General features: G+C 61.7%; 11 protein-coding genes and 3 pseudogenes. 8 read left to right on the forward strand and 6 right to left on the reverse strand.

Annotated features, from left to right (window positions below):
- Positions 1 to 268 precede the first annotated feature (268 nt).
- The gene (locus JWS13_RS31005) at positions 269 to 2,131 is read right to left on the reverse strand and encodes a sigma-54-dependent Fis family transcriptional regulator (protein WP_206009176.1); all 1,863 of its coding nucleotides are present in this window, start codon (positions 2,129 to 2,131) and stop codon (positions 269 to 271) included.
- 1,508 nt (positions 2,132 to 3,639) lie between these two features.
- Here JWS13_RS31005 and JWS13_RS31015 point away from each other — a divergent pair.
- The 3 genes and pseudogenes from JWS13_RS31015 to JWS13_RS46630 form a co-directional block, all read left to right on the forward strand.
- Entirely contained in the window at positions 3,640 to 4,362 is a 723-nt protein-coding gene (locus JWS13_RS31015) for an SDR family NAD(P)-dependent oxidoreductase (protein WP_206009177.1), read from the forward strand.
- 219 nt (positions 4,363 to 4,581) lie between these two features.
- Positions 4,582 to 4,827: pseudogene (locus JWS13_RS31020) on the forward strand (transposase); the annotation flags it as partial.
- Between the two features lie 110 nt (positions 4,828 to 4,937).
- Positions 4,938 to 5,392: pseudogene (locus JWS13_RS46630) on the forward strand (transposase); the annotation flags it as partial.
- A 363-nt stretch (positions 5,393 to 5,755) separates the two neighbouring features.
- Here the strand turns inward: JWS13_RS46630 and JWS13_RS31030 are convergent.
- Positions 5,756 to 6,151: pseudogene (locus JWS13_RS31030) on the reverse strand (transposase); the annotation flags it as partial.
- 227 nt (positions 6,152 to 6,378) lie between these two features.
- On the opposite strand from JWS13_RS31030, the gene JWS13_RS31035 reads away from it, so the two are divergent.
- Positions 6,379 to 7,059 (forward strand): GntR family transcriptional regulator, encoded by a 681-nt coding sequence (locus JWS13_RS31035; RefSeq protein WP_206009178.1) that lies wholly within the window; start codon positions 6,379 to 6,381, stop codon positions 7,057 to 7,059.
- Positions 7,060 to 7,585: 526 nt separating this feature from the next.
- On the opposite strand, the gene JWS13_RS31040 is transcribed toward JWS13_RS31035, so the two are convergent.
- The 4 genes from JWS13_RS31040 to JWS13_RS31055 form a co-directional block, all read right to left on the reverse strand.
- Positions 7,586 to 8,137: a flavin reductase gene (locus JWS13_RS31040; protein ID WP_206009179.1), complete on the reverse strand. Its 552-nt coding sequence runs from the start codon at positions 8,135 to 8,137 to the stop codon at positions 7,586 to 7,588.
- 704 nt (positions 8,138 to 8,841) lie between these two features.
- Positions 8,842 to 11,802, reverse strand: coding sequence for an FAD-binding and (Fe-S)-binding domain-containing protein (locus tag JWS13_RS31045; protein ID WP_241032406.1), 2,961 nt, complete (start codon positions 11,800 to 11,802; stop codon positions 8,842 to 8,844).
- Positions 11,803 to 11,887: 85 nt separating this feature from the next.
- The gene (locus tag JWS13_RS31050; RefSeq protein WP_206009180.1) at positions 11,888 to 13,069 is read right to left on the reverse strand and encodes an acyl-CoA dehydrogenase family protein; all 1,182 of its coding nucleotides are present in this window, start codon (positions 13,067 to 13,069) and stop codon (positions 11,888 to 11,890) included.
- A gap of 86 nt (positions 13,070 to 13,155) precedes the next feature.
- A complete protein-coding gene (locus tag JWS13_RS31055) occupies positions 13,156 to 13,956 on the reverse strand; it encodes an enoyl-CoA hydratase/isomerase family protein (protein WP_206009181.1) in 801 nt (266 codons plus the stop codon).
- A 494-nt stretch (positions 13,957 to 14,450) separates the two neighbouring features.
- On the opposite strand from JWS13_RS31055, the gene JWS13_RS31060 reads away from it, so the two are divergent.
- From JWS13_RS31060 to JWS13_RS31075, 4 genes are all read left to right on the forward strand, one after another.
- Positions 14,451 to 15,257 (forward strand): SDR family oxidoreductase, encoded by an 807-nt coding sequence (locus tag JWS13_RS31060; RefSeq protein ID WP_206009182.1) that lies wholly within the window; start codon positions 14,451 to 14,453, stop codon positions 15,255 to 15,257.
- A 43-nt stretch (positions 15,258 to 15,300) separates the two neighbouring features.
- The gene (locus tag JWS13_RS31065; protein WP_241032608.1) at positions 15,301 to 16,233 is read left to right on the forward strand and encodes an LLM class flavin-dependent oxidoreductase; all 933 of its coding nucleotides are present in this window, start codon (positions 15,301 to 15,303) and stop codon (positions 16,231 to 16,233) included.
- An 81-nt stretch (positions 16,234 to 16,314) separates the two neighbouring features.
- The gene (locus JWS13_RS31070) at positions 16,315 to 17,160 is read left to right on the forward strand and encodes an SDR family NAD(P)-dependent oxidoreductase (protein WP_206009183.1); all 846 of its coding nucleotides are present in this window, start codon (positions 16,315 to 16,317) and stop codon (positions 17,158 to 17,160) included.
- Between the two features lie 436 nt (positions 17,161 to 17,596).
- A complete protein-coding gene (locus tag JWS13_RS31075) occupies positions 17,597 to 18,895 on the forward strand; it encodes a bifunctional 3,4-dihydroxy-2-butanone-4-phosphate synthase/GTP cyclohydrolase II (RefSeq protein WP_206009184.1) in 1,299 nt (432 codons plus the stop codon).
- Positions 18,896 to 18,992 lie beyond the last annotated feature (97 nt).

An 18,992-nucleotide genomic window follows, 5' to 3' on the forward strand; every position in this document is an offset into this window, starting at 1 on the left:
CCTGGAGCATCCGAGTGGTCAGTGCGGTGTGGGCACTGGGGATCCAGCGCCACCAGGGCTTCTGAAACTCGCGACCGAATGCGCGTCTTTTAGGTCCCCGTAGGTTGTTTCATCCACACCCTTGGAGCAGTCTCGCTCTGTGACACAGCCTCACACCTCCACGTCCCCACGGACGCAGCCGCGACGAGGGCGAGGGTTGCCTACTCGTGCCACAGGTGCAGCGGCCAGGCGGCTTCCTGCGCCTGTCGGGTACAGGTGTGTCAGATGATCAGAATGCGGACGTCGAGAGGTCGATACCGAGTGCGCGGACTTTGCGGTAGAGAGTTGAGCGTGCGATGCCGAGGCTCTCGGCGGCGCGGTTCTTGTTGCCATTAGCCTCACGTAGGGCGGCGATAATGGTGTTCGCCTCGACCTGCTCCAGCCTGGCAAGTTTCCGTCGTGAAGCGCTGGCCACCACGTCGGTTGGGAGATCGCCGGCATTGATGTAACGATTGCTGTTTCCCTGTAGCACCCGGAGGACCACCGTCTCGAGTGAGGTGATGTTCCCGTGCCATTCCAACCGGGACAGTGCCTGCACTGCGTCCGGCATCCATCGAACGTCGGCCGGCGCCCTGCCGAGGCGTTGGTTGGCTTTGCGGGTCAGTGCGTCGAGTAGGACCGGCAGATCCTCGAGGCGATCACGCAGGGCAGGAACCTTGAGGATGGCCGAGAACTCTGCATGCAAAAGAACTCGCTGTCCGTGGTCCGCCGATTGAGTTGCAGTGGCCAAGAACCGGACCGTGCTGTTTCGATGCGACTCGATCAGATTTGCCACTGACATGGCTGCCGCATCCTGCAGCTCATCGCAGCGACGGATTACGATAGCGCCGGTGGACTCTTCGACAGCGCGTTCGAGTCTGAGCAGCCATGCTTGCGCGCCGTTCACGGTGGATTCCGCTGCGTCCAAGACTGTCACCGGAGCATCGCCGGCGATCGCCTTGGCGACGGCGACCTTGCCGCTGCCCGGTTCCCCGATTATGAGTACGGGACCAGCGACGGCGGCCGCGGCCCGGCGACACAATTCCCGCCACCGGGGTCCGTCACCGACGAGTCCGGCCAGCTTGGGAGCGGGTATGACAGCACCTTCGCGCGTCTTGCGCTCCATGATGGGGCGGATTGTCAGAACTGCACCAGCCGACTCGCTGGCACCGGATACCTCCCGACATCGAACTGACACGACCGTTCCGTCGGTGAGGACCAGCTGGCGTGGATCCGGGTTGCTCTCCTGGATCGCGCGGGAGGCATGCTCCCAGAGCAGGGCCTGATCTACCGAGGTGAGCAGACGCGCTGCAGTTGCGTTGGTAATGATCGTCTGGTCGTTGAGGGCGACCAGCGGGTGGCGAGTGTCTCGATTCTCAGTCAGATAAGCGTCGAGCAGTGTTCGTTCCCGCCGAGTAGCCGTTTCTTGATAAGCGCGTTGAACGTCTCGCACAAGATCCATGACCCAGGACAGCAGCACCGGGCTGGTGTCCTCGTAGCGACTGGTTAGGTTGAGTGAGCCGACGAGACGATGAGTTACTGGGTGAACGATGGGAACTCCAGCTGAGGTGACACTGGCGAACTCTTCGCGGAAGTGTTCCAAACCGCGGACCATGGTCGGTCGTTCATTCAGCAAGCAAATGCCGCTGGTAGTGCCGACCGCTGTTTCGTCGACAGAGACCGACGGCAGAACGTGATGACGCTCGAACCACCGGCCGAGTGCCGGATCGCGCACCCATTGGCGTAGCACGACCCCCTCGCTGTCGGTGAGATTGAGACCGCACATCGATTGTTCGAGCACGGCCTCGCGCTGCCTGATGATCGAGTCGACCACCCTTGTCAGGGGGGTGTCGAGGTCGACATCGCCGGTGTGTACCGGTCGGCTCGCTATAGAGTCCAGGCCGTAACGCATGCACCTACGCCACGAGTCGAGCACGGACGGCGAGAGTCCGGCTGCCTGAATCGTTCGGGGATCGGCGGAGCCGGTCGTGAGAAAGGTTTCACGCACTCGACGGAGCTGTGCAGCATCGTCCTCCGTGCGCCTGAGATGCCGTGGATTCGAACCAGATGATGCATAATCGTCAACCGGCCGCGCCGAAAGAATCGTGCTCACCAATCCACCCTCCATTCGGACGTCCTCGAGAACGGCCCCGAACGCGGCGGAGAACCGGCAGACGTTGCCGCATGCCAAGAGTGACCCACTACTGACAGCCTGTCAAGATGCCGCGTTGACTCATCCAAAATGCCCGCGTAGACCCCTTCGTTGCCTCACGAGAGAATGCGCGTCGCGGCGTGTCGACCAACGTTCGGTGTGTGGTCGAGGGTAGGGCCGGAGGATGGGACTGACCATGGCCGAACGCAGAGCCGTCACCATGGCGATCGCGACCCGCTACAAGCGCGCCGACAAGCCGCGAAAGGCGACGATCCGGGGGTGATCTGTGCGCCACGACCGGCTGGCATCCCGACCACGCCCGCAAGGCATTACGGGCAGCGTCGACCCCGACGGTGGTACGTCCCCGGACAGCGCGCCCACCAATATACGGACCGAACGTTGTTGCCGCGTTGATCTTCTGCTGGGCGGTGCTGGGAATGCCGGCCGGGAAGCGGCTGGCACCCGAACGCAAGAAGCACGTCCTGCGGGGCCGTTCGCACACCACACCCGGCACATTGCTCGAGTCGCAGATCCCGAGCCGCACCTGGTCGCAATGGGACGATGTCGTGCCCGGCAACGCCCGAGATCGACCTGATCGGACACGACGGCGGCAACGCGGTCGGTGAACACTGCTACGTGCTGACGGCACCGACATCGCCACCGGCGCGGCCGTGAACCGGTCGGTGCCCAACAAGGCCTGCAAATGGGTGGTCACCGCGTGGAGGAGATCGCGAGCATCCTGCCGTTCCCGGCTATCTACGGTACGACTGCTTCAGCAGAACTGTTGTTACTCAACACGATCTGGGTGTTGAAACCACCGTTGACGATCTACTTCTCCCCGTAGCCGAAATTGATGGCATCTTGACATGAGGCAACAGGGATGTCTCGCGGGGATCGACAGGGAGAGCCGGCAAACTCCTGCACGCAACAGGAAGTGCACATCGCTCCTGGGCAAGGTAAATAGGCGGAGCCACTCATCGCTGGCGGCACTTACCGGCGCCTGCAACGCTGGTTCTTCCCACACACGCGTTTACCGCTTATCCGAGAGCTTCACCCTCGAGATCGCGGCGAATCGAGTTGGGTTGCCGAATTTCGGAATGTCTTTCTTTGTACTTTTCGACCAAGTCGAGCCACCGATCCAAGGTCTGAACGACTTGCCCTGGTGACATCGCCTGAGGCTTCGATGATTGCGGGGGAAGTGAACAGGCGACCGAACTGTCGGACTACCTCCATGTATTCAAGATATGCGCCATGCCGAGCTGGAGCTTGCCATGCAACGACACCATGGGCGGCAACTCCGACCAGCATGTTGACCGTCGCAAGTTGGGACATTCACGTGGCGGGAGATCGGCTTACATTACTGGTCCGTCTGGACATCGGGGCGTCGGACCATGTGTCACCCGCAGGTGCCTGGCGTCGTTTCGCATGCACGAGGACGAAATGTCCATGACAGGCAAGGAGCAGCGCACATGGATCTCGACCTGACCGAGAAGGTCGCCCTCATTACCGGTGCAGGCTCCGGGATCGGTGCGGCCTGTGCACAGCAGTTGTCTGAGATGGGGGCTCGGGTCGTACTTGCGGATATCGCGCCGATCGTGGCGGTTCCTTGTCTTGGAAGTGCCCTCACCGTCGACGTCACCGACGGCGACCAGGTGCGCGGCATGGTCGACCAGGTGCTGGAGCACTTCGGTGCCCTCGATATCGCGGTGAATTGCGCCGGCGTCGGGATGCCTGTCAAAGCCGCGACTGCGGAAACTGATTTCGCGGAGTGGCGACGGCTCCTGTCGATCAATCTGGACGGCGCATTCCTGTGCATGCGCGCTGAACTCGCCGCGATGTCCAGAGGAGGGAGCATCGTGAATATCGCTTCAGTGATGGGGCTCGTCGGCACACCGGGCGCAGGGCCATATGTTTCCTCGAAACACGGATTGATCGGACTCACGAAGAGCGCCGCGCTCGAATACGCGGCTGACGGAGTGAGGGTCAATGCCGTGGCACCGGGCTTCATCGACACCCCGCTGCTTCGCGAACCTGACGACAAAGCTCGCCAATCGTTGTCGGCTGCCCATCCCCTCGGGCGACTGGGGACCGCGGAGGAGGTTGCTGCAGCTGCTGTCTTCCTGGCGTCGCCGGCCGCATCGTTCATCACAGGATCGGTCCTCCCAGTCGACGGTGGGTATCTCGCCCGATAGGCAGAGAATGCTCGACTCGACCAGCATTTACCTTCACGCCGGCATCGACATCAAACGACGTGCTCTCGAACGGACACGTCAACCGGACGTCGTGGCAGGTGACTACACACCCCGGACTCGCTCCTGGCTTGGATGCAAGGCTTGTGATTATGCCGAACTTTCCACCGATGCCGGGGGCGCCACCAGCAACGATGCGGCCCCTGTCGGCGTAAACCCGACATCGTCATACCCTTGTTGGGCCGAGTTCGGCCTAAGAAGGGCTACGTCACCAGTCTTCCCGCCTCGATCATGGGATCGGGCGAGGTCATCGCGAAGTACCACGACCTCTGGCAGGTCGAGCAGCCGTTCCGCATGTCGAAAACCGACCTGCGGGCGCGGCCGATGTTCCATCACACCCGCGACGCCATCGAAGCCCACCTCAGCGTCGTATTCACCGCACTTGCCGTCGCCCGCTACCGGCAGGCCGGATGCATCGGACGCGGACTGGATCCGCGCGACGACGGAATCGGCGCCGGGTGAAGACCGACGCGATCGACCTTGAAGCCCTCACTGAAGCTGGCAGGACAGGGCATCCCGAAACCCAGATCACCGAAGCGACAGCCCGGATCGCGGAACTGATCCCGGCCAGTCCGTTCGCGACGCTGATGTCGGTGCCCGGATGGGGACCGGAACGTATCGGTAATTATGCAGGGCTCTGGGTGATCCGGCACGATGGGCGGGTCCGGCCCAGATCTACCGAGCCTCTGGATTGGTGCCAGCCCAGTGCGAGTCCGCCGGCAAGCGTCGAGACGGACAACACATCAGCAGGGAAGGGAGCGTGCCGCTGCGCCGTGCGCTGATCGAGCTTGGGTTCGGCTTGCGTCACAACGAGCCAGCGGCGAAGCGGTACGCAGCGGACTTGAAGCTGCGCGGCGAGCCGAACAGGGTCATTGGGTGCGCGTTGGCGCACCGCGCCAACCGAATCGCCTACGCCCTGGTGCGGGACCGGGTCGCATTCGACCCGGGCTACTGGCGGCGAGAGGAGTCCTGACCTCCAACACCCCCCCCGAGGATCTTCCGCTCGGCCACGAACGGTGGAACGCTGGAGGGTGACGAAGGACCGGAATCGATGCTGCAAGCACTGTGGCGGACCCTCGGACGAGGGCCACGCCGTACGAAGCCCGGCACCCGGCCCTTCGCCTTTCGCAGCAGCCCGCACATCGCCGGATGACCCACTCATCTCCGAGTGAGGTCGCATACGTCAGCACGGGCGCTGGACACCCCGTTTCGCAGCACGACCACCGGTCGACCCAGGCCGCACACCACTACGCTCGCATTTCGGCGAGCGGCGTGACGTCATGCCACAGCCCCGCTTGACAACACCTATAGCCGGCTACGTGCAGGGAGGTACCCCCAGCGAGGTGATGCCAACGGAGTCGACGAGCTTCTCCATCCGCCGGGTCGAGACCCCGAGCAGGTAACAGGTCGCGACGACCGAGGTCAGCGCCGTCTCGGCACGCTTGCGGCGCTCAAGCAACCAGTCCGGGAAGTGCGAACCCGACCGCAGCTTGGGGATCGCGACGTCGAGGGTGCCGGCCCGGGTATCTAAGTCGCGGTGCCGGTATCCGTTCCGGCTGTTGATGCGGGCATCGGAGCGTTCGCCGAAGCCGGCACCACAGAGACTGTCGGCCTCAGAACCCATCAACGCATCGATGAACGTGGACAGCAGGTTGCGCAGCAGATCGGGGCTGGCGTCGGAGAGCCGCTCGGTCAGGAACTGGTGCAGGTCGATATCGTGGGCAGTGGTCATCGCGTGGTCCAACACCCGAGTGACTTGGTCGGTCTCTCGAAGAGTCACGTGATGGCCGCCTTCTTGGGTTACGACGCGCCGGTCAGGTTGGGATCCGGTTCATACACCACTCTGATGGACGCAACCCGGATCCGACGCTAGTGCTTCCCAGCTCTATGCCCGTGAGAGCGACGATCCATTTTCGGCTACACTAACGGAGCCAGAATCGTCTCCAGGGGGTTGAGATCGTGCCATCAGCCAAAATCACACGAGAGATCGACGAGAGCGGCGACTCGGTGCGTCACCGAGGGGGAGCGGTAACCACTGCGAGCGACGCAATCAGGGAGTTGATCCTCACCCGCGAGCTACTCCCTGGCCAGCAGCTCGTCCAGGACGACCTCGTGGATCGGATCGGCATGAGCCGTGGACCGGTGCGAGAGGCCCTCCGCGCGCTCAGTCAGGACGGGCTGATCACGCACAGCCCCAACCGGGGTTACGTCGTGACACGCTTCAACCTCGATGAGATGACGCAGATGTACACGCTCCGCGACCTTATTGAGTCCCAGGTGCTGAGCACCCTCCCCAAGCCGACGGCGAAGCAGCTGCGCTCCGTCCGGGCCATCAACGAGAAGATAAAGAATCCGAACGTGTCGGTCGCCGAGGCAATGCGTCTCAACCGGGAGTTCCACTTTCAGCTCTTCAATGCATCGAACCAGCAGCTCCTTGTACGTGAGCTTAACCGGTGGTGGGACATGTCGATGTCATACATGGTGATGGGCATTGGCATCTGGGCTGAGCGTGCGGAGATGATGGGCAAGGCTCACGATGATCAAGTCGAGGCCTGGGCTGAACACGACAACGAACGCCTCGTCGAGCTGTGCCGCGAGCACCGCTGGGTGTCACTGAAGCGACTTTCCAACTTGGTCTGATCTCGCTGAACAAATTAGCAAAGTCTCGCCACTCCACGCTCGATCCGACTCCGCAAAGCGACTGCGCAAGTCCGCGGGACTCGAGTCCTCTCGGGTCTAACGTTCGTCGAGCTGCAGTTCACGCCAACTGAGTGCGGGACAGCGGTCGTCGAGCAGCGTCAGCGAGGTCGGTGTAGTCCTTCTCGTAGCAGCGTCCACGGGCGAGGGTGCATATCCCAGCGGTACTAGCCGGTGATACGTCGAGTACCGTCTCTGTGCTGACCTGAGGAGCCACCGGCGCGCCATCAACGGGCCGTGCCGGCCGCCGGTTGGAGTACTTCGCGGGTTAATCCTGCCGCGGAGACCCCTTCCCCGGTTAACACGTCATGCCCAGGTCGCAGCTCCTCGAGACACAGTCCATTGCGCTTCCGCGCCGCCGGATCCTCTGTGGTTGGCACCATGAGCGAATCTTTATACTGTCGTCTCTAAATCAGCACGTCTGAGTGCGAATTCGAGTCGTTGTGACAAGTGGATTGCCCGGGGGTGGCTACTCTCGGGAGGTATCTCGCTTCTGCACAGCTGAACTACTTCCGATTCTGTGCCAAGTGCGGTCTTGGTAGACCAGTCGGGTACTGCAGTGGTCACTGCCTTCATCGCGACCTGTCCCGCGAAACACCGCATCGGCTTCCACGATGACCAATGTGCTACTCGCGCTGCGTACGCGCATCACCACCTGGCCGCGGATGATGTGCGACGCGTTGTGAAAGTAGGGTTCTCCAGTTGGCATTCGGCGCCAAAGCGAGGTATCCGCGAACCGATCTATACCACTGGTTGCACACATCTGAGCGAGTGATAGATCATCGAGGTCCAGAAGATGGACCACCAGGGAGTCTACTTCGCGCAGTGTCGGTGAGCTCGAGGATGAATCAGACAGCGAGAGAACAAGCCTGGGCGGTTCGACGCTGATAGAAGCCACTGAGGTCGCCGTCAGCGCTACGGGCCCGCCACCCGAGTCCCCGGTTATGATCGACACGCCTCCTGGGTGTGCCCTGAATGCCGACGCGAAGCGCTGCGTGGTCGGAGTTGTTGTCGCATTCATGCTGCCGCTTTCTATCTACTCGATGAGGTAATGTACTTCGGAACTTGCTCTTGCCCTTGAAACTCTGCCTTGTTGATCGTGAATCATGACCGTCACGGACGGACTCATTTACATGTCAGACGCGGGCGGCGTCACACTGGGCTGCTAGTGCAGCGTGGGTTCTCAATCTCGACTTTGTCGGAGGTCCTACGGAACTGGCGAGGAACCGTTCCGCCGAGGGTGAGCGTATGCGTTGGCTAAACCGCATATTTCTTCGCGGATACATTTCGACTCGGGAACAACTTGCCATAATCGCTCGATAAACCGGTGCGTTGTCATTCCGAAGTGCACAAGGATTTCCTCGATGATGCGAGTTGCCTCGACGTCCGGATGCTTCCGTTTGAGGTTGTCATCGATTCCAGCAGCACGACGCCGTTGACGCCACTGGCGATACTCGAGAGAGTTCATGGGATTCACGTCTATTCGAGAAGGAGGAAAACCTCGGATTGTGGTTGACCTCGCCGGGCGAGGGAGAGGCGGGAGTGTCAGATGTTCTCGCCGTGACCATCAACTGCTTATCTGACGGCATACGAGCTCAGTTCTCGGGCGAGGAAACTCGCGCTCGCAGTCGCCGATTGCGGGGAACTCCTCGGGTTGTCTTCGGCGGCCCGATGCTAAGGCTCGAAGAGCAGTGAACCATGGTCTAAGTGTGATGGTCCCCATGGCTAGCTACCCGGACGTGTAGCGCGCTCGAGTTCGAGAAGTGCAGAGCGATACGCTGCCCCGGTCGCATGCTGCATCCCGATTTCGCACATACGATTTGCCGAGAGATAGGCGTCGTAATGGTGTGCGGCGATCTCCGCTGCCATAGCAGTAGTGGCGGATTCGGTGAGTTCCCGATGAAGGAGTCCGCGATCGCCAGCGAAGCCGCAGCATTGGGTCGACGCAGGAGTGGTGACCGACAGGGCAAACGATTCCGCGACTTGTTGCAGGCTCTCCACGACACCCAGGTGACGCATGGAGCACGTCGGATGGATGACGACTGTGGATTGTGTAGTTTGTACCGTGAGCCTCGGGAGAAGGACTTCCGCCGCCCAAGACACGGAATCGACAATTGTCAAATCAGAATGTTTCCGCCGGTTGTCTTCACTCAAGTATGGTGCGATCTCTCGCACCAGTCCGAGGGTGCATGAGGTCGCATCCACGATGAGCGGCAATCTGCCGCCATCCGTCCATCGATGCGCACGTTCGATGATCCGGTTCGCCATGAGATCCCGCCCATCGCCAAAACCTTTGGATCCCCAGATAGTTGAACAGCAGGCCCCGCGAACGTCTGTCGGGATCACGACCGGATGGTGGGCTCGTTCAGCGAGTGCCACAATCGCCGTCGGAAGTGATGTCTCACCCTGCTGTGGTCCATCGAAAATGCGATTGACGCAGGAAGGGAAGTAGACACCCGCCGGTCTCGCAGTTCCGGAGGTGTCAGGAAGCGGTCGAGCTGCGCCGGGAAGTTCCGGTAGCCACTCGGGTATCAGCTCTGGGTTTGAGATCCTGCGCAATAGTCGAGTTGCGGTGCCCATGGGTCGGTCGCCTACCGCTGTCGCCAGGCGAAGCACCGTTCGAGCGCCGCGTTCGGCTGCACCAAACCGGTTGGCCGCAGTCAGCGCAATACGTTCCGAGAAACTGGTGTGTCTGGCGGCGCGGAATTGCTTCATCAACGCGCCCGTGTCGATGCCGACCGGGCATGCGAGTTTGCATGTTCCGTCGCCTGCGCAGGTGTCCACAGCTTGGTACCCGTAGGTCTCGAGGAGATTTGTCGCCACCGGGCTCGCAGTTGGCTGCCGCAGAATTTCCCGCCTGAGTACGATCCGCTGCCGTGGTGACGTCGTGAGGTCGCGGCTGGGACATACCGGCTCGCAGAACCCGCATTCGATGCAGTCGTCACCAATCTCGCCCCCAACGGGAATTGTCTTGAGGCCGCGTAGGTGGGCACGCGGGTCACGGTCGAGGACGACTCTGGGCGCGAGGATGCCGTGCGGGTCGATGGTCTTCTTCAGTCGCCACATGATGTCGGTGGCTCGCTGGCCCCACTCGAGTTCGACAAATGGTGCGATGTTGCGTCCGGTGGCGTGTTCGGCCTTCAGTGAGCCATGGAAGGTGCCGACCACCATCGAGCAGAATTCCTCCATGAACTCGGCGTACCGTTCGACATCCAGGGGATTTGCGGCATCGAATGCGAGTAGGAAGTGCAGATTCCCGTGCGCGGCGTGGCCGGCCACCGCGGCATCGAATCCGTGCTTCGACTGCAGTTCGAGGAGTTCCTCGCACGCCTGTGCGAGACTGGCGGGCGGAACCGCAAAGTCTTCCGTGATGAGAGTCGTACCTGGTGGACGTGCCTTGCCGACCGCGGAGACGAACGCTTCTCGCGCCTTCCACAGTGTGTGAACTTGCTTGGCGTCCCTTGTGAATGAGTTCGTCACTGACGGAACGGGTGTAATCACTTTCAGTGAATCGAGCACACTGGTTGCGGCCTTCTCCCGCTCGTCGAGGTCACCCTGGTCGGACTCGCGGAACTCGACAAGTAGTGCGGTGGTCGAGCGTGGCAGCTGTCCCCAATCCGACGGCACTCCGTCGACCACGGCGCACGCACGTAGCGTGTTGCCGTCCATCAGTTCGACTGCGATAGCACCTACCTCGGTGAACGCTGGCACCGCTGCGGCTGCGGAGTGCAGATCCGCGAAGAAGATGAGGGCCGCTGAACGGTGACGTTGTAGCGCTACCGTGTTGAACACTGTTTCTGCGATGAAGCCGAGTGTGCCCTGTGAGCCAACGGCAAGACCGCGAAGAATCTGCACGGGAGTGGTGCCGTCGAGGAAGGCGTCGAGCCGGTATCCGTTGGTGTTCTTGATGGCATACTTCGCCCTAATGAGTGCGACTAGGTCGGCGTCGGACTCGATTTCGGACTTGAGTGAGAGCAGCCCGGAGCAGAGTTCGGGATCGGATGCCAGCAGGGTGGGATCTGCGTCCGGGTCAGCGGTGTCGACCACCGTCCCTGAGGGGAGCACTAGGGTGACCGACTCGAGAAGCGAGTAGGAGTTTCGGGTGGTTCCGGCGGTCATGCCCGAGGCGTTGTTTGCGACGACCCCGCCCACCGTGCAGGCGATGGCGCTCGCTGGGTCCGGACCCATCGAACGCCGATGCCGGGACAGGGCCACGTTTGCGCCGGCAATGGTTGTGCCGGGTAAAATCCGCGCTCGACGATTGTCGGGCATCATCTCGATTCCGACGAAGTGGCGCCTGACGTCCACGAGTATGTCTTCCGCCTGGGCCTGACCGTTCAGCGATGTCCCGGCCGCTCGAAAGACAAGGTGCCGACTGTGTTCGTGCGCAAAGCGGAACAGCGCGGCGATGTCCTTTGTCGTTTTCGGTACGACAACGGCTTGTGGCACAAATCGATATGGGCTTGCGTCGGACGCATACCGCACCAAGTCGGAGACGCTGGTGAGCACCTTTTCCGGGCCGAGCAGCTCGATGAGAGCACATTTCAACGGCTCGGGCGTTCCGGCAGCGGTTTCGCGATCGGCGCGGTCTGGCGAGTGGGCCGTCTCTGACAGTGCCGACGATGTTGTTGCCAGCGTCTGGCTCGGCGCGAACCATTCTTCGCGGCGTTGCCTGATGTGTGTCACGTTCGTACTCCCGATTGCTGAATTTCTCGACCGGCCATCAACCGTGGCCGTTCCCGCGCGCTCCCGCGTTGCGAGGAATAGGGTTTCAGTAGCTGCGTGGCAGACCGAGTTCTCTCTCGGCGATATAGTTCAAGATCATCTGGTTGTTGATCGGTGCGATCCGTTGCAATCGGGACTCGATCCAGTGCCGTCCGATGTGATATTCGCGGGCGAAGGAATACCCGCCGAACACCTGCATGGCGTCGTCGGATGCGGCGAATGCGGCTTCGGTGGCGAGGTACTTCGCGGCATTCGCGAGACCGCCGATCGCCCCCGGGCCATTCAGCTCGTACTCTTCTGCGGCGCGCTTGAGCACCTCCGATGCGGCTAACAGATTCAGATGCCCACGGGCGAGAGGGTGTTGCACGGCTTGGTTCTTGCCGATAGGGCGACCGAAGACGACGCGCTCGTTGGCGTATCGGGTCGCGTTCTCGACCGCCCACCTGCCCATTCCGAGCGCAACAGCGCTCAGGATCAGCCGTTCCCCGTTCAGACTGTGCAGTAGGTGATAAAAGCCCTTACCCACTTCCCCAACGACTTCCTCCGGGCGAACGAAGTGGTCGGAAATGAAGAGCTCTGCGGATGCCACTGCGTTGCGCCCGATCTTCGGGATCTTCTTGATGGCGATCGTTGGAACCTGCAGATCGGTAAGGAACAGGGTGAGGCCGTCGCCCTTGCGGCCGTCCGGCTCGGTCTTCGAGGTGCGGACCAGTAGCATCACCTTGTTGCCGACGAGCGCGCCTGAGTTCCACACCTTAGTCCCATTGATCAGCCAACCGCCGTCCGTCGGGGTCGCGGTGGTCGTGATCTGGGTGGTGTCGGTGCCGGCGTCCGGCTCAGTGACGCCGAACGTGACGAACAGCTCGCCGGATGCGATCTTCGGCAGGAACTCACGTTTCTGCTCCTCGGTGCCGAAAGCTAGCAACGAAGGGACGCAGAGAAGTGGGATCTGGATGCTGCTGGAGGCATTGTTGCCTCCGCCGCTCGCAGTTACCTCCTCCATTACGGCGAGTAGATCACCGATCTTTCCGCCGCCTCCGCCGTATTCTTCGGGGATAATGATTCCCTTGAAGCCCGCGTCGGCGAAAGCCTGTGCGAACTCGTCGGGAAAAGTACCTGTGCGATCGTGCTCTTCCCAGTAGTCGAGTGAGAACTGGCTGCACAGCTTGCGTACGGCGTCGCGCAGCTCCAACCGGTCTTTCTGGTAGAAGTAGGGCTTGGTGGCCATGAGTACCTCGTTTGTTTCGGAATCGTTGATGGCTTGACGCGAATGCTGGTGGGGTCGCCTCGGCGAGGTGCTGACTTGGAGAAGGGCTATGTTCCGGTCCAGACCGGGTCGCGCTTCTCGGCAAAGGCGCGTGGCCCTTCTTGTGCGTCGTTGCTGGTGTAGACACTCTCGTACGCCAGGTTGGCGCTCTGCTCGGCCTGCGTGACGCCGATCTCGGTGCACAGCCCGATCAGGGTTTTAGCCGCTCGGACACTCAGCGGCGCTGCGGCAGCTATGCGCTGGGCGAGGTCAATGGCGACAGGCAAGAGGTCCTCAACGCTCACCACCGAGTTGATCAGGCCGACTTCGTAAGCGCGATGCGCATCGATGGGCTCTCCAGTGAGCAGCAGCTGCGCCATGATCCGCTGAGGCACGATGTTGATCAACGGAGCCGCCCACGGAGCGCCCCGACCCCGCAGAACCTCGGTGATACCGAATCGCGCGGTGTCGGCAGCCACGGCGAGATCGCAGTTCTGCACCAGCCGGAAGCCGCCGGCAAGGGCTACACCATTGACTGCGGCCACGACCGGTTTCGAAACCGATCCGTTGCTGCTGATCATGATGTCGGAGTCCTTGGGAGGAACTCGCATTGCAGAATCTGACATCTCTTTGAGGTCGCCACCTGCAGAGAACGCCGCGCCGGTTCCAGTTAGTACCGCGCAACGCAGGTCGGGGTCTGCTTCGAACTCATCGAAGGCGTCCCGCAAACCCTGGCGCATGACGCGACCCAGCGCATTGCGGCGCTCGGGACGGTTCATGGTGATGACCAGTACATGACCGTCCCGTTCCGAGAGAACGATCTGCTTCTTCAGGTCCTGTTCCTCGTCGGTGAGGTTGATGCTCAGCAACGTTGCTCCATTCTCCGACCCGTTCGGCGGGGTCGGTTGGAAATGAGATTCGGCGGGTGCAGCCGAAGCATAGCCAGGACATTGTATCCAATAAAGGAGCCAATGCAAGGGTGCCTGCCGTGAGAGGCGTCTGCGCCGCAGGTGGGGAGAGGGGTGTGGCGGCGGGCCAGGGAAGGCGCTATTGACACGTCTGTAGCCGAGATGGTCGACTGGCCATGGGGTTCGATCTGAAACGTGCTTGGCTGCAGTCGATTTGTCGGCGCAGCTCTGTGACACGCGGGCCCACGGTGACCGCTCGGGAATGCCCACATCGATTTGTGCCGATAGACGGTTGCGGGTGTGTGCCTCATCAAGGGAGTTCCGCCGCGACCGCTGCATTGCGCTGGAGGGCACCGAGTGGGGCAAGGCCTTTGGAATCACGGTGTGAACGGGGCGCACATGCGCCGCCGGCGGGCCGAAGAACTACGTCGAAGGAGAGTGCAATTATGGGGCGAATGGACGGCAAAGTTGCCGTAATTTCGGGGGCCGCGCGCGGGCAGGGAAGGGCGCATGCGATCAAGTTGGCCGCTGAAGGCGCCGATATCGTCGCGTTCGACATCTGTGACGAATTCGGGTACACGCGGGCGCCGGCCGCTACGTTCGAAGAGCTCACCACCACCGGTGATGAAGTCCGTGCGCTCGGTCGACGGTGTATCACAGAGCGGTGTGATGCTCGCGACCTTGCAGCGTTGACTGGGCTTGCCGAGACCGTCGCCGCTGAGTTCGGCCGAGTTGACGCCCTGGTCGTCAATCACGGGATCTGGACGGTGGATCGTAACAGTTGGGATCTCCCCGAAGCGTCCTGGCAGGAGAGCATCGACGTGCTGTTGACGGGTGCCTGGAAGGTGGCAAAAGCGTTCGTGCCGTACATGATCCGCTCCGGTAACGGTGGGTCAATCGTGTTCACCTCCTCGGTGAATGCCGTGGTGCCTCAGCCTTCCGCTGTGGCCTATTGCGCCGCTAAAGGTGGCCTCCAAATGTTGATGAAGGTGCTGGCCCACGAACTCGGTCCTTACGACATCAGGGTCAACACGGTGAACCCCGGACGCGTCGACACGGCAATCTTGGAGGGGGGCAATATCGAGGCATCGATGGAGTATCACCCATATGTGTTCGGGGAGGGGCCGCGCACGCTCTTGGGGGGCGATCCCCGGCGGTCACCGGAGGTGATCGCTGACGCTGTCGCCTGGATGGTCTCGGATGAGGCCAAGTACGTTACCGGTGCCCTGATTCCCGTCGACTCCGGGCGGATGATCTGGTGACGATCGCTGCCGCGATCCACCGGTGGGTCGGCCGTTGACTCTTGTGCGGTTGGGTGTATTGCTGCCTGTTCGCGAGTGCTCGGAGACGTCGAACATAGCTGAAGTGCTCCGTGTGGGTGTCGAGATGGAGCGGTTGGGTGCCGATTCCGTGTGGGTCGGTGACTCTCTTTTCGCCCGACCTCGCTTCGACCCGTTGACGGTCCTCGCCGCGCTTGCCGTTCGCACGACGCGCGTTGCGGTGGGTACCGCGGTCCTGGTGGCCCCGATGTGGAATCCGCTGTTGCTCGCGCGGGCTGCCGCCACCGTCGACACGTTGGCTGAGGGGCGCCTCGTCCTCGGTCTGGGCCCAGGGCCGAGTTATGGCCCGGCGCGTAAAGAATTTGCCGCGTTGGGTATCTCGTCATCTGATCGTATCGACAGGCTGGAGGAGATCATCGCGGTGTGCCGAGCTCTGTGGTCGAGCGACGGGCCCGTGGATGTGAACGGCAGCCGATGGCAGTTTCGCAATGTCGACCTGTTTCCGAAGCCGGTGCGGCCAGGAGGCCCGCCGATCTGGCTGGGTGTTCGCGGTCCCCGAGGTATGAAACTGGCTGCACGTCTCGGCGACGGGTGGTTGCCAATCGTTCGGTCGTCGCAGGAGTACGGCATCAGGCGAGATGAACTGGCCGGTACTCGTGCGGGTCGAAATGCGGCTGTCTATCTGACCGTTGCGGTCCATGACGACGAGATGCGGGCAGAAGGGCAGTTGCGGCAATGGTCCGAGCACTACTACCGCGCACCATGGTCTGTAGTCAACGAACTCGAAGACAGCTGTGCCGGAACGGCTGCAAAGGTGGCTGACCGTATTGCTGCCTATGCCCGGCAGGGCGCGGGTGAGGTCATCTTGAGGTTCGCAGGCGGAGATATTGGTGCTCAGTTCGGTGCGATCGTCGACGCCACACAGGTCGCGAGTGAGCCCTCCGATCCGGATAGGTGACGGGTGGGCGGTGACAGAAAGCGTCATCTGGTGACTATATTGGCGCCAATGATGTATCGTCAGGGACTGGAAAGGTGACATATGAGCAGAGTGGACGGATTGGTGGCGATTGTCACCGGCGCCGGTGGTGGAATCGGATCGCGTACGGCAGAAATGCTGGCAACGCGAGGGGCGACTGTCGTTGTCGCGGACCTCGCACAAGACGCTGGCGAACGAACGGTTGAGGCAATCCGTGCTGCGGGTGGTCGCGCGCACTTCAAGTATCTGGACGTACGCGAACCGGAGTCCTTCAATTCGGTTGTTGCCGACGCTCTCAAGTGCTATGGCCGGATCGATATTCTGCACAACAATGCTGCGGCAACCCACCTCTACGCTGGTGACACGGCCGCGGCCGACATAGATCCGGCCCAGTGGGATCGCATCTTCGAGATCAACTTGCGGGGTGTGCTGCTCGGCTGCAAATACGTCGTCCCGAAAATGATCGAACAGGGTGGCGGGTCGATCATCAACATGTCTTCGACCCGTGCCGGCGGAGGAGCCAACGAACTCGCGGCTTACGGCGCCTCCAAGGCCGGAGTCGAGGCGTTGACTCGGTACGTGGCCACGGCCTATGGTCGCCATGGTGTGCGATGCAACGCTGTGAGGCCGGGGCTCATCCAGACGGCGCAATCCGCTGCGTTGCTGAACCACGGTGATGGAACCGATGACGGCTATAGTCGAGTGCTTCGTCACGTGTTGCTTCCGTATGCGGGAAGTCCGGCCGACATCGCCGAGCTCGTGTGCTTCCTCGGGTCCGCTGCATCCCGGTACATCACCGCGCAGACAATCGCTGTCGACGGCGGGCTACTTGCACATCAGCCGTTTCACGCTGACGAACTTTCAGTGAGAGGCAAAACGGACGAGAGTTGGGCGCAACGGAGTGGATGACCGACGATGTGCGCCAGTTGCTAGGTGATCGCAATGTACTTCGCGGAGAACGATTCCCGGCTTCGGTATCAGCACCAGTATTAGCCCTGAAGGGGTGCGTCGACGCGAAAGGGAGAACTTCACAGGCTGGCCCGCGAAAGCCCCCACCAATCCGAAGAGTCCGATTTTCCTCGCCTCCGGCACATCAACGACGGCGCCGTTGTCGAAGGCGAAAGGCGATTCAACTCGGAGTTGACTAGTCAGATCAGCATTGTTGTCCAGTTCGGTACGCCAACTGGGGCGGGTTCGCCGAGATCAGCTGGCACCTTCGTTGGTGTGATTCTGGATGCGGATCGTGGCGATTCCGCGAATCGAGTACCAAGCCGAAGTAGTTCAGTGTCACATCGACGCCCGTGATCTCGACACGGGTGAGGATGTACTGCGAAGGAGGCCAGTTGTGGATGGCGGAACCGAAGTCGGGGATGCAGGCGCGCGGTTGACGCCTGCCGAGGCAGTGCAACGTGCAGTTGGTGCCCTGGCTGCAGGGCGGTTGATTGTCGTCGTGGACGATGCCGACCGCGAGGACGAGGGTGATCTCGTTGCGGCCGCGGACTCGATAACGGCAGATCAGATGGCGTTCATTGTGGCGCATACGACCGGAATCGTATGCACGCCCATGCCCGAAGACCGGGCAGATCGGTTATGGCTTCCACCTATGGTTGCTGACAACCAGGACGCGCACGGCACGGCCTTCACCGTCACGGTGGATCATATCGAATCTGGGACGGGGGTTTCCGCCCAAGCGCGCGCTCGCACGGTCCGAGCACTGGCCGACCCTGATTGCCCGCCAGGGGCGCTGCGTCGCCCTGGCCACGTGTTCCCCTTACGCGCACGTGAAGGCGGTGTGCTGATTCGGGCAGGTCACACCGAGGCGGCCGTCGATCTGTTGAGATTGGCCGGCCGGACTCCGGTTGGCGTAATCAGCGAGCTCGTGGATGAAAGCGGAGAAATGCTGCGGGGTGTCGCTTTGACAGCTTTCGCGAAAGAGCACAGCCTGCCAGTAGTCGCGATCGCCGATCTGGTCCGCTACCGCCAAGCTTCCGAGAACATAGTTATCCCGGTTGCGAGTGCGCAAATGCCAACAACTTTCGGAGACTTCAGGGCTGTTGCGTACCGTTCGCGGCTCGATGGATCGACCGAGCACCTAGCGCTCGTACACGGAGACGTCGGTAAGGTAAGTCGCACTCCGGAGGGCGTCTTGGTGCGCGTGCACAGCGAGTGCCTGACCGGCGACGTCCTGGGGTCATTGCGATGTGACTGCGGAACGCAGTTGCAGCAGGCACTTCGAACGATCGTAGACGAAGGGTGTGGAGTGCTGGTGTACCTGCGCGGACATGAGGGCCGTGGCATCGGACTCGCCAACAAGATCCATGCCTATGCGCTGCAGGAACAAGGCCTTGACACTGCCGACGCAAACAGTGCGCAAGGTCTTCCTGTCGACTCACGAAGCTATGGGGTCGGGGCACAGATCCTTAGCGACCTGGGGGTGCGACGGCTTCGTCTGATCACGAACAACCCCGCAAAGTTCGGTGGATTGGCGGGCTACGGACTCGAAATAGTGGGCAGAGTTGCGCTTCCCAGCGCCATCACCCCACACAACTTGCGGTATCTGCGGACCAAACGTGATCGAATGGGTCACCAGCTGGGCGCACTTCCCGATTTCGACGCTGACTCCCGCCGGACCGTCGCGGAATAATCGAGTCCCTCTGGAAGGAGTCTCCAGATCGGGAACCTGGTGGGAGTCAATTTTCGTCCGGGCCTGTGAGTTGTGCGAACTGTACAACGTGCCCGTC

Origin of the sequence: Rhodococcus pseudokoreensis, assembly GCF_017068395.1 — a bacterium.
Classification (GTDB): Bacteria; Actinomycetota; Actinomycetes; order Mycobacteriales; family Mycobacteriaceae; genus Rhodococcus_F; species Rhodococcus_F pseudokoreensis.

Coding starts and splice junctions, on each gene's coding strand:
- JWS13_RS31015 (WP_206009177.1), top strand. CDS start 3,640: ATGGATCTCGACCTGACCGAGAAGGTCGCCCTCATTACCGGTGCAGGC.
- JWS13_RS31040 (WP_206009179.1), bottom strand. CDS start 8,137: ATGAATGCGACAACAACTCCGACCACGCAGCGCTTCGCGTCGGCATTC.
- JWS13_RS31060 (WP_206009182.1), top strand. CDS start 14,451: ATGGACGGCAAAGTTGCCGTAATTTCGGGGGCCGCGCGCGGGCAGGGA.
- JWS13_RS31050 (WP_206009180.1), bottom strand. CDS start 13,069: ATGGCCACCAAGCCCTACTTCTACCAGAAAGACCGGTTGGAGCTGCGC.
- JWS13_RS31070 (WP_206009183.1), top strand. CDS start 16,315: ATGAGCAGAGTGGACGGATTGGTGGCGATTGTCACCGGCGCCGGTGGT.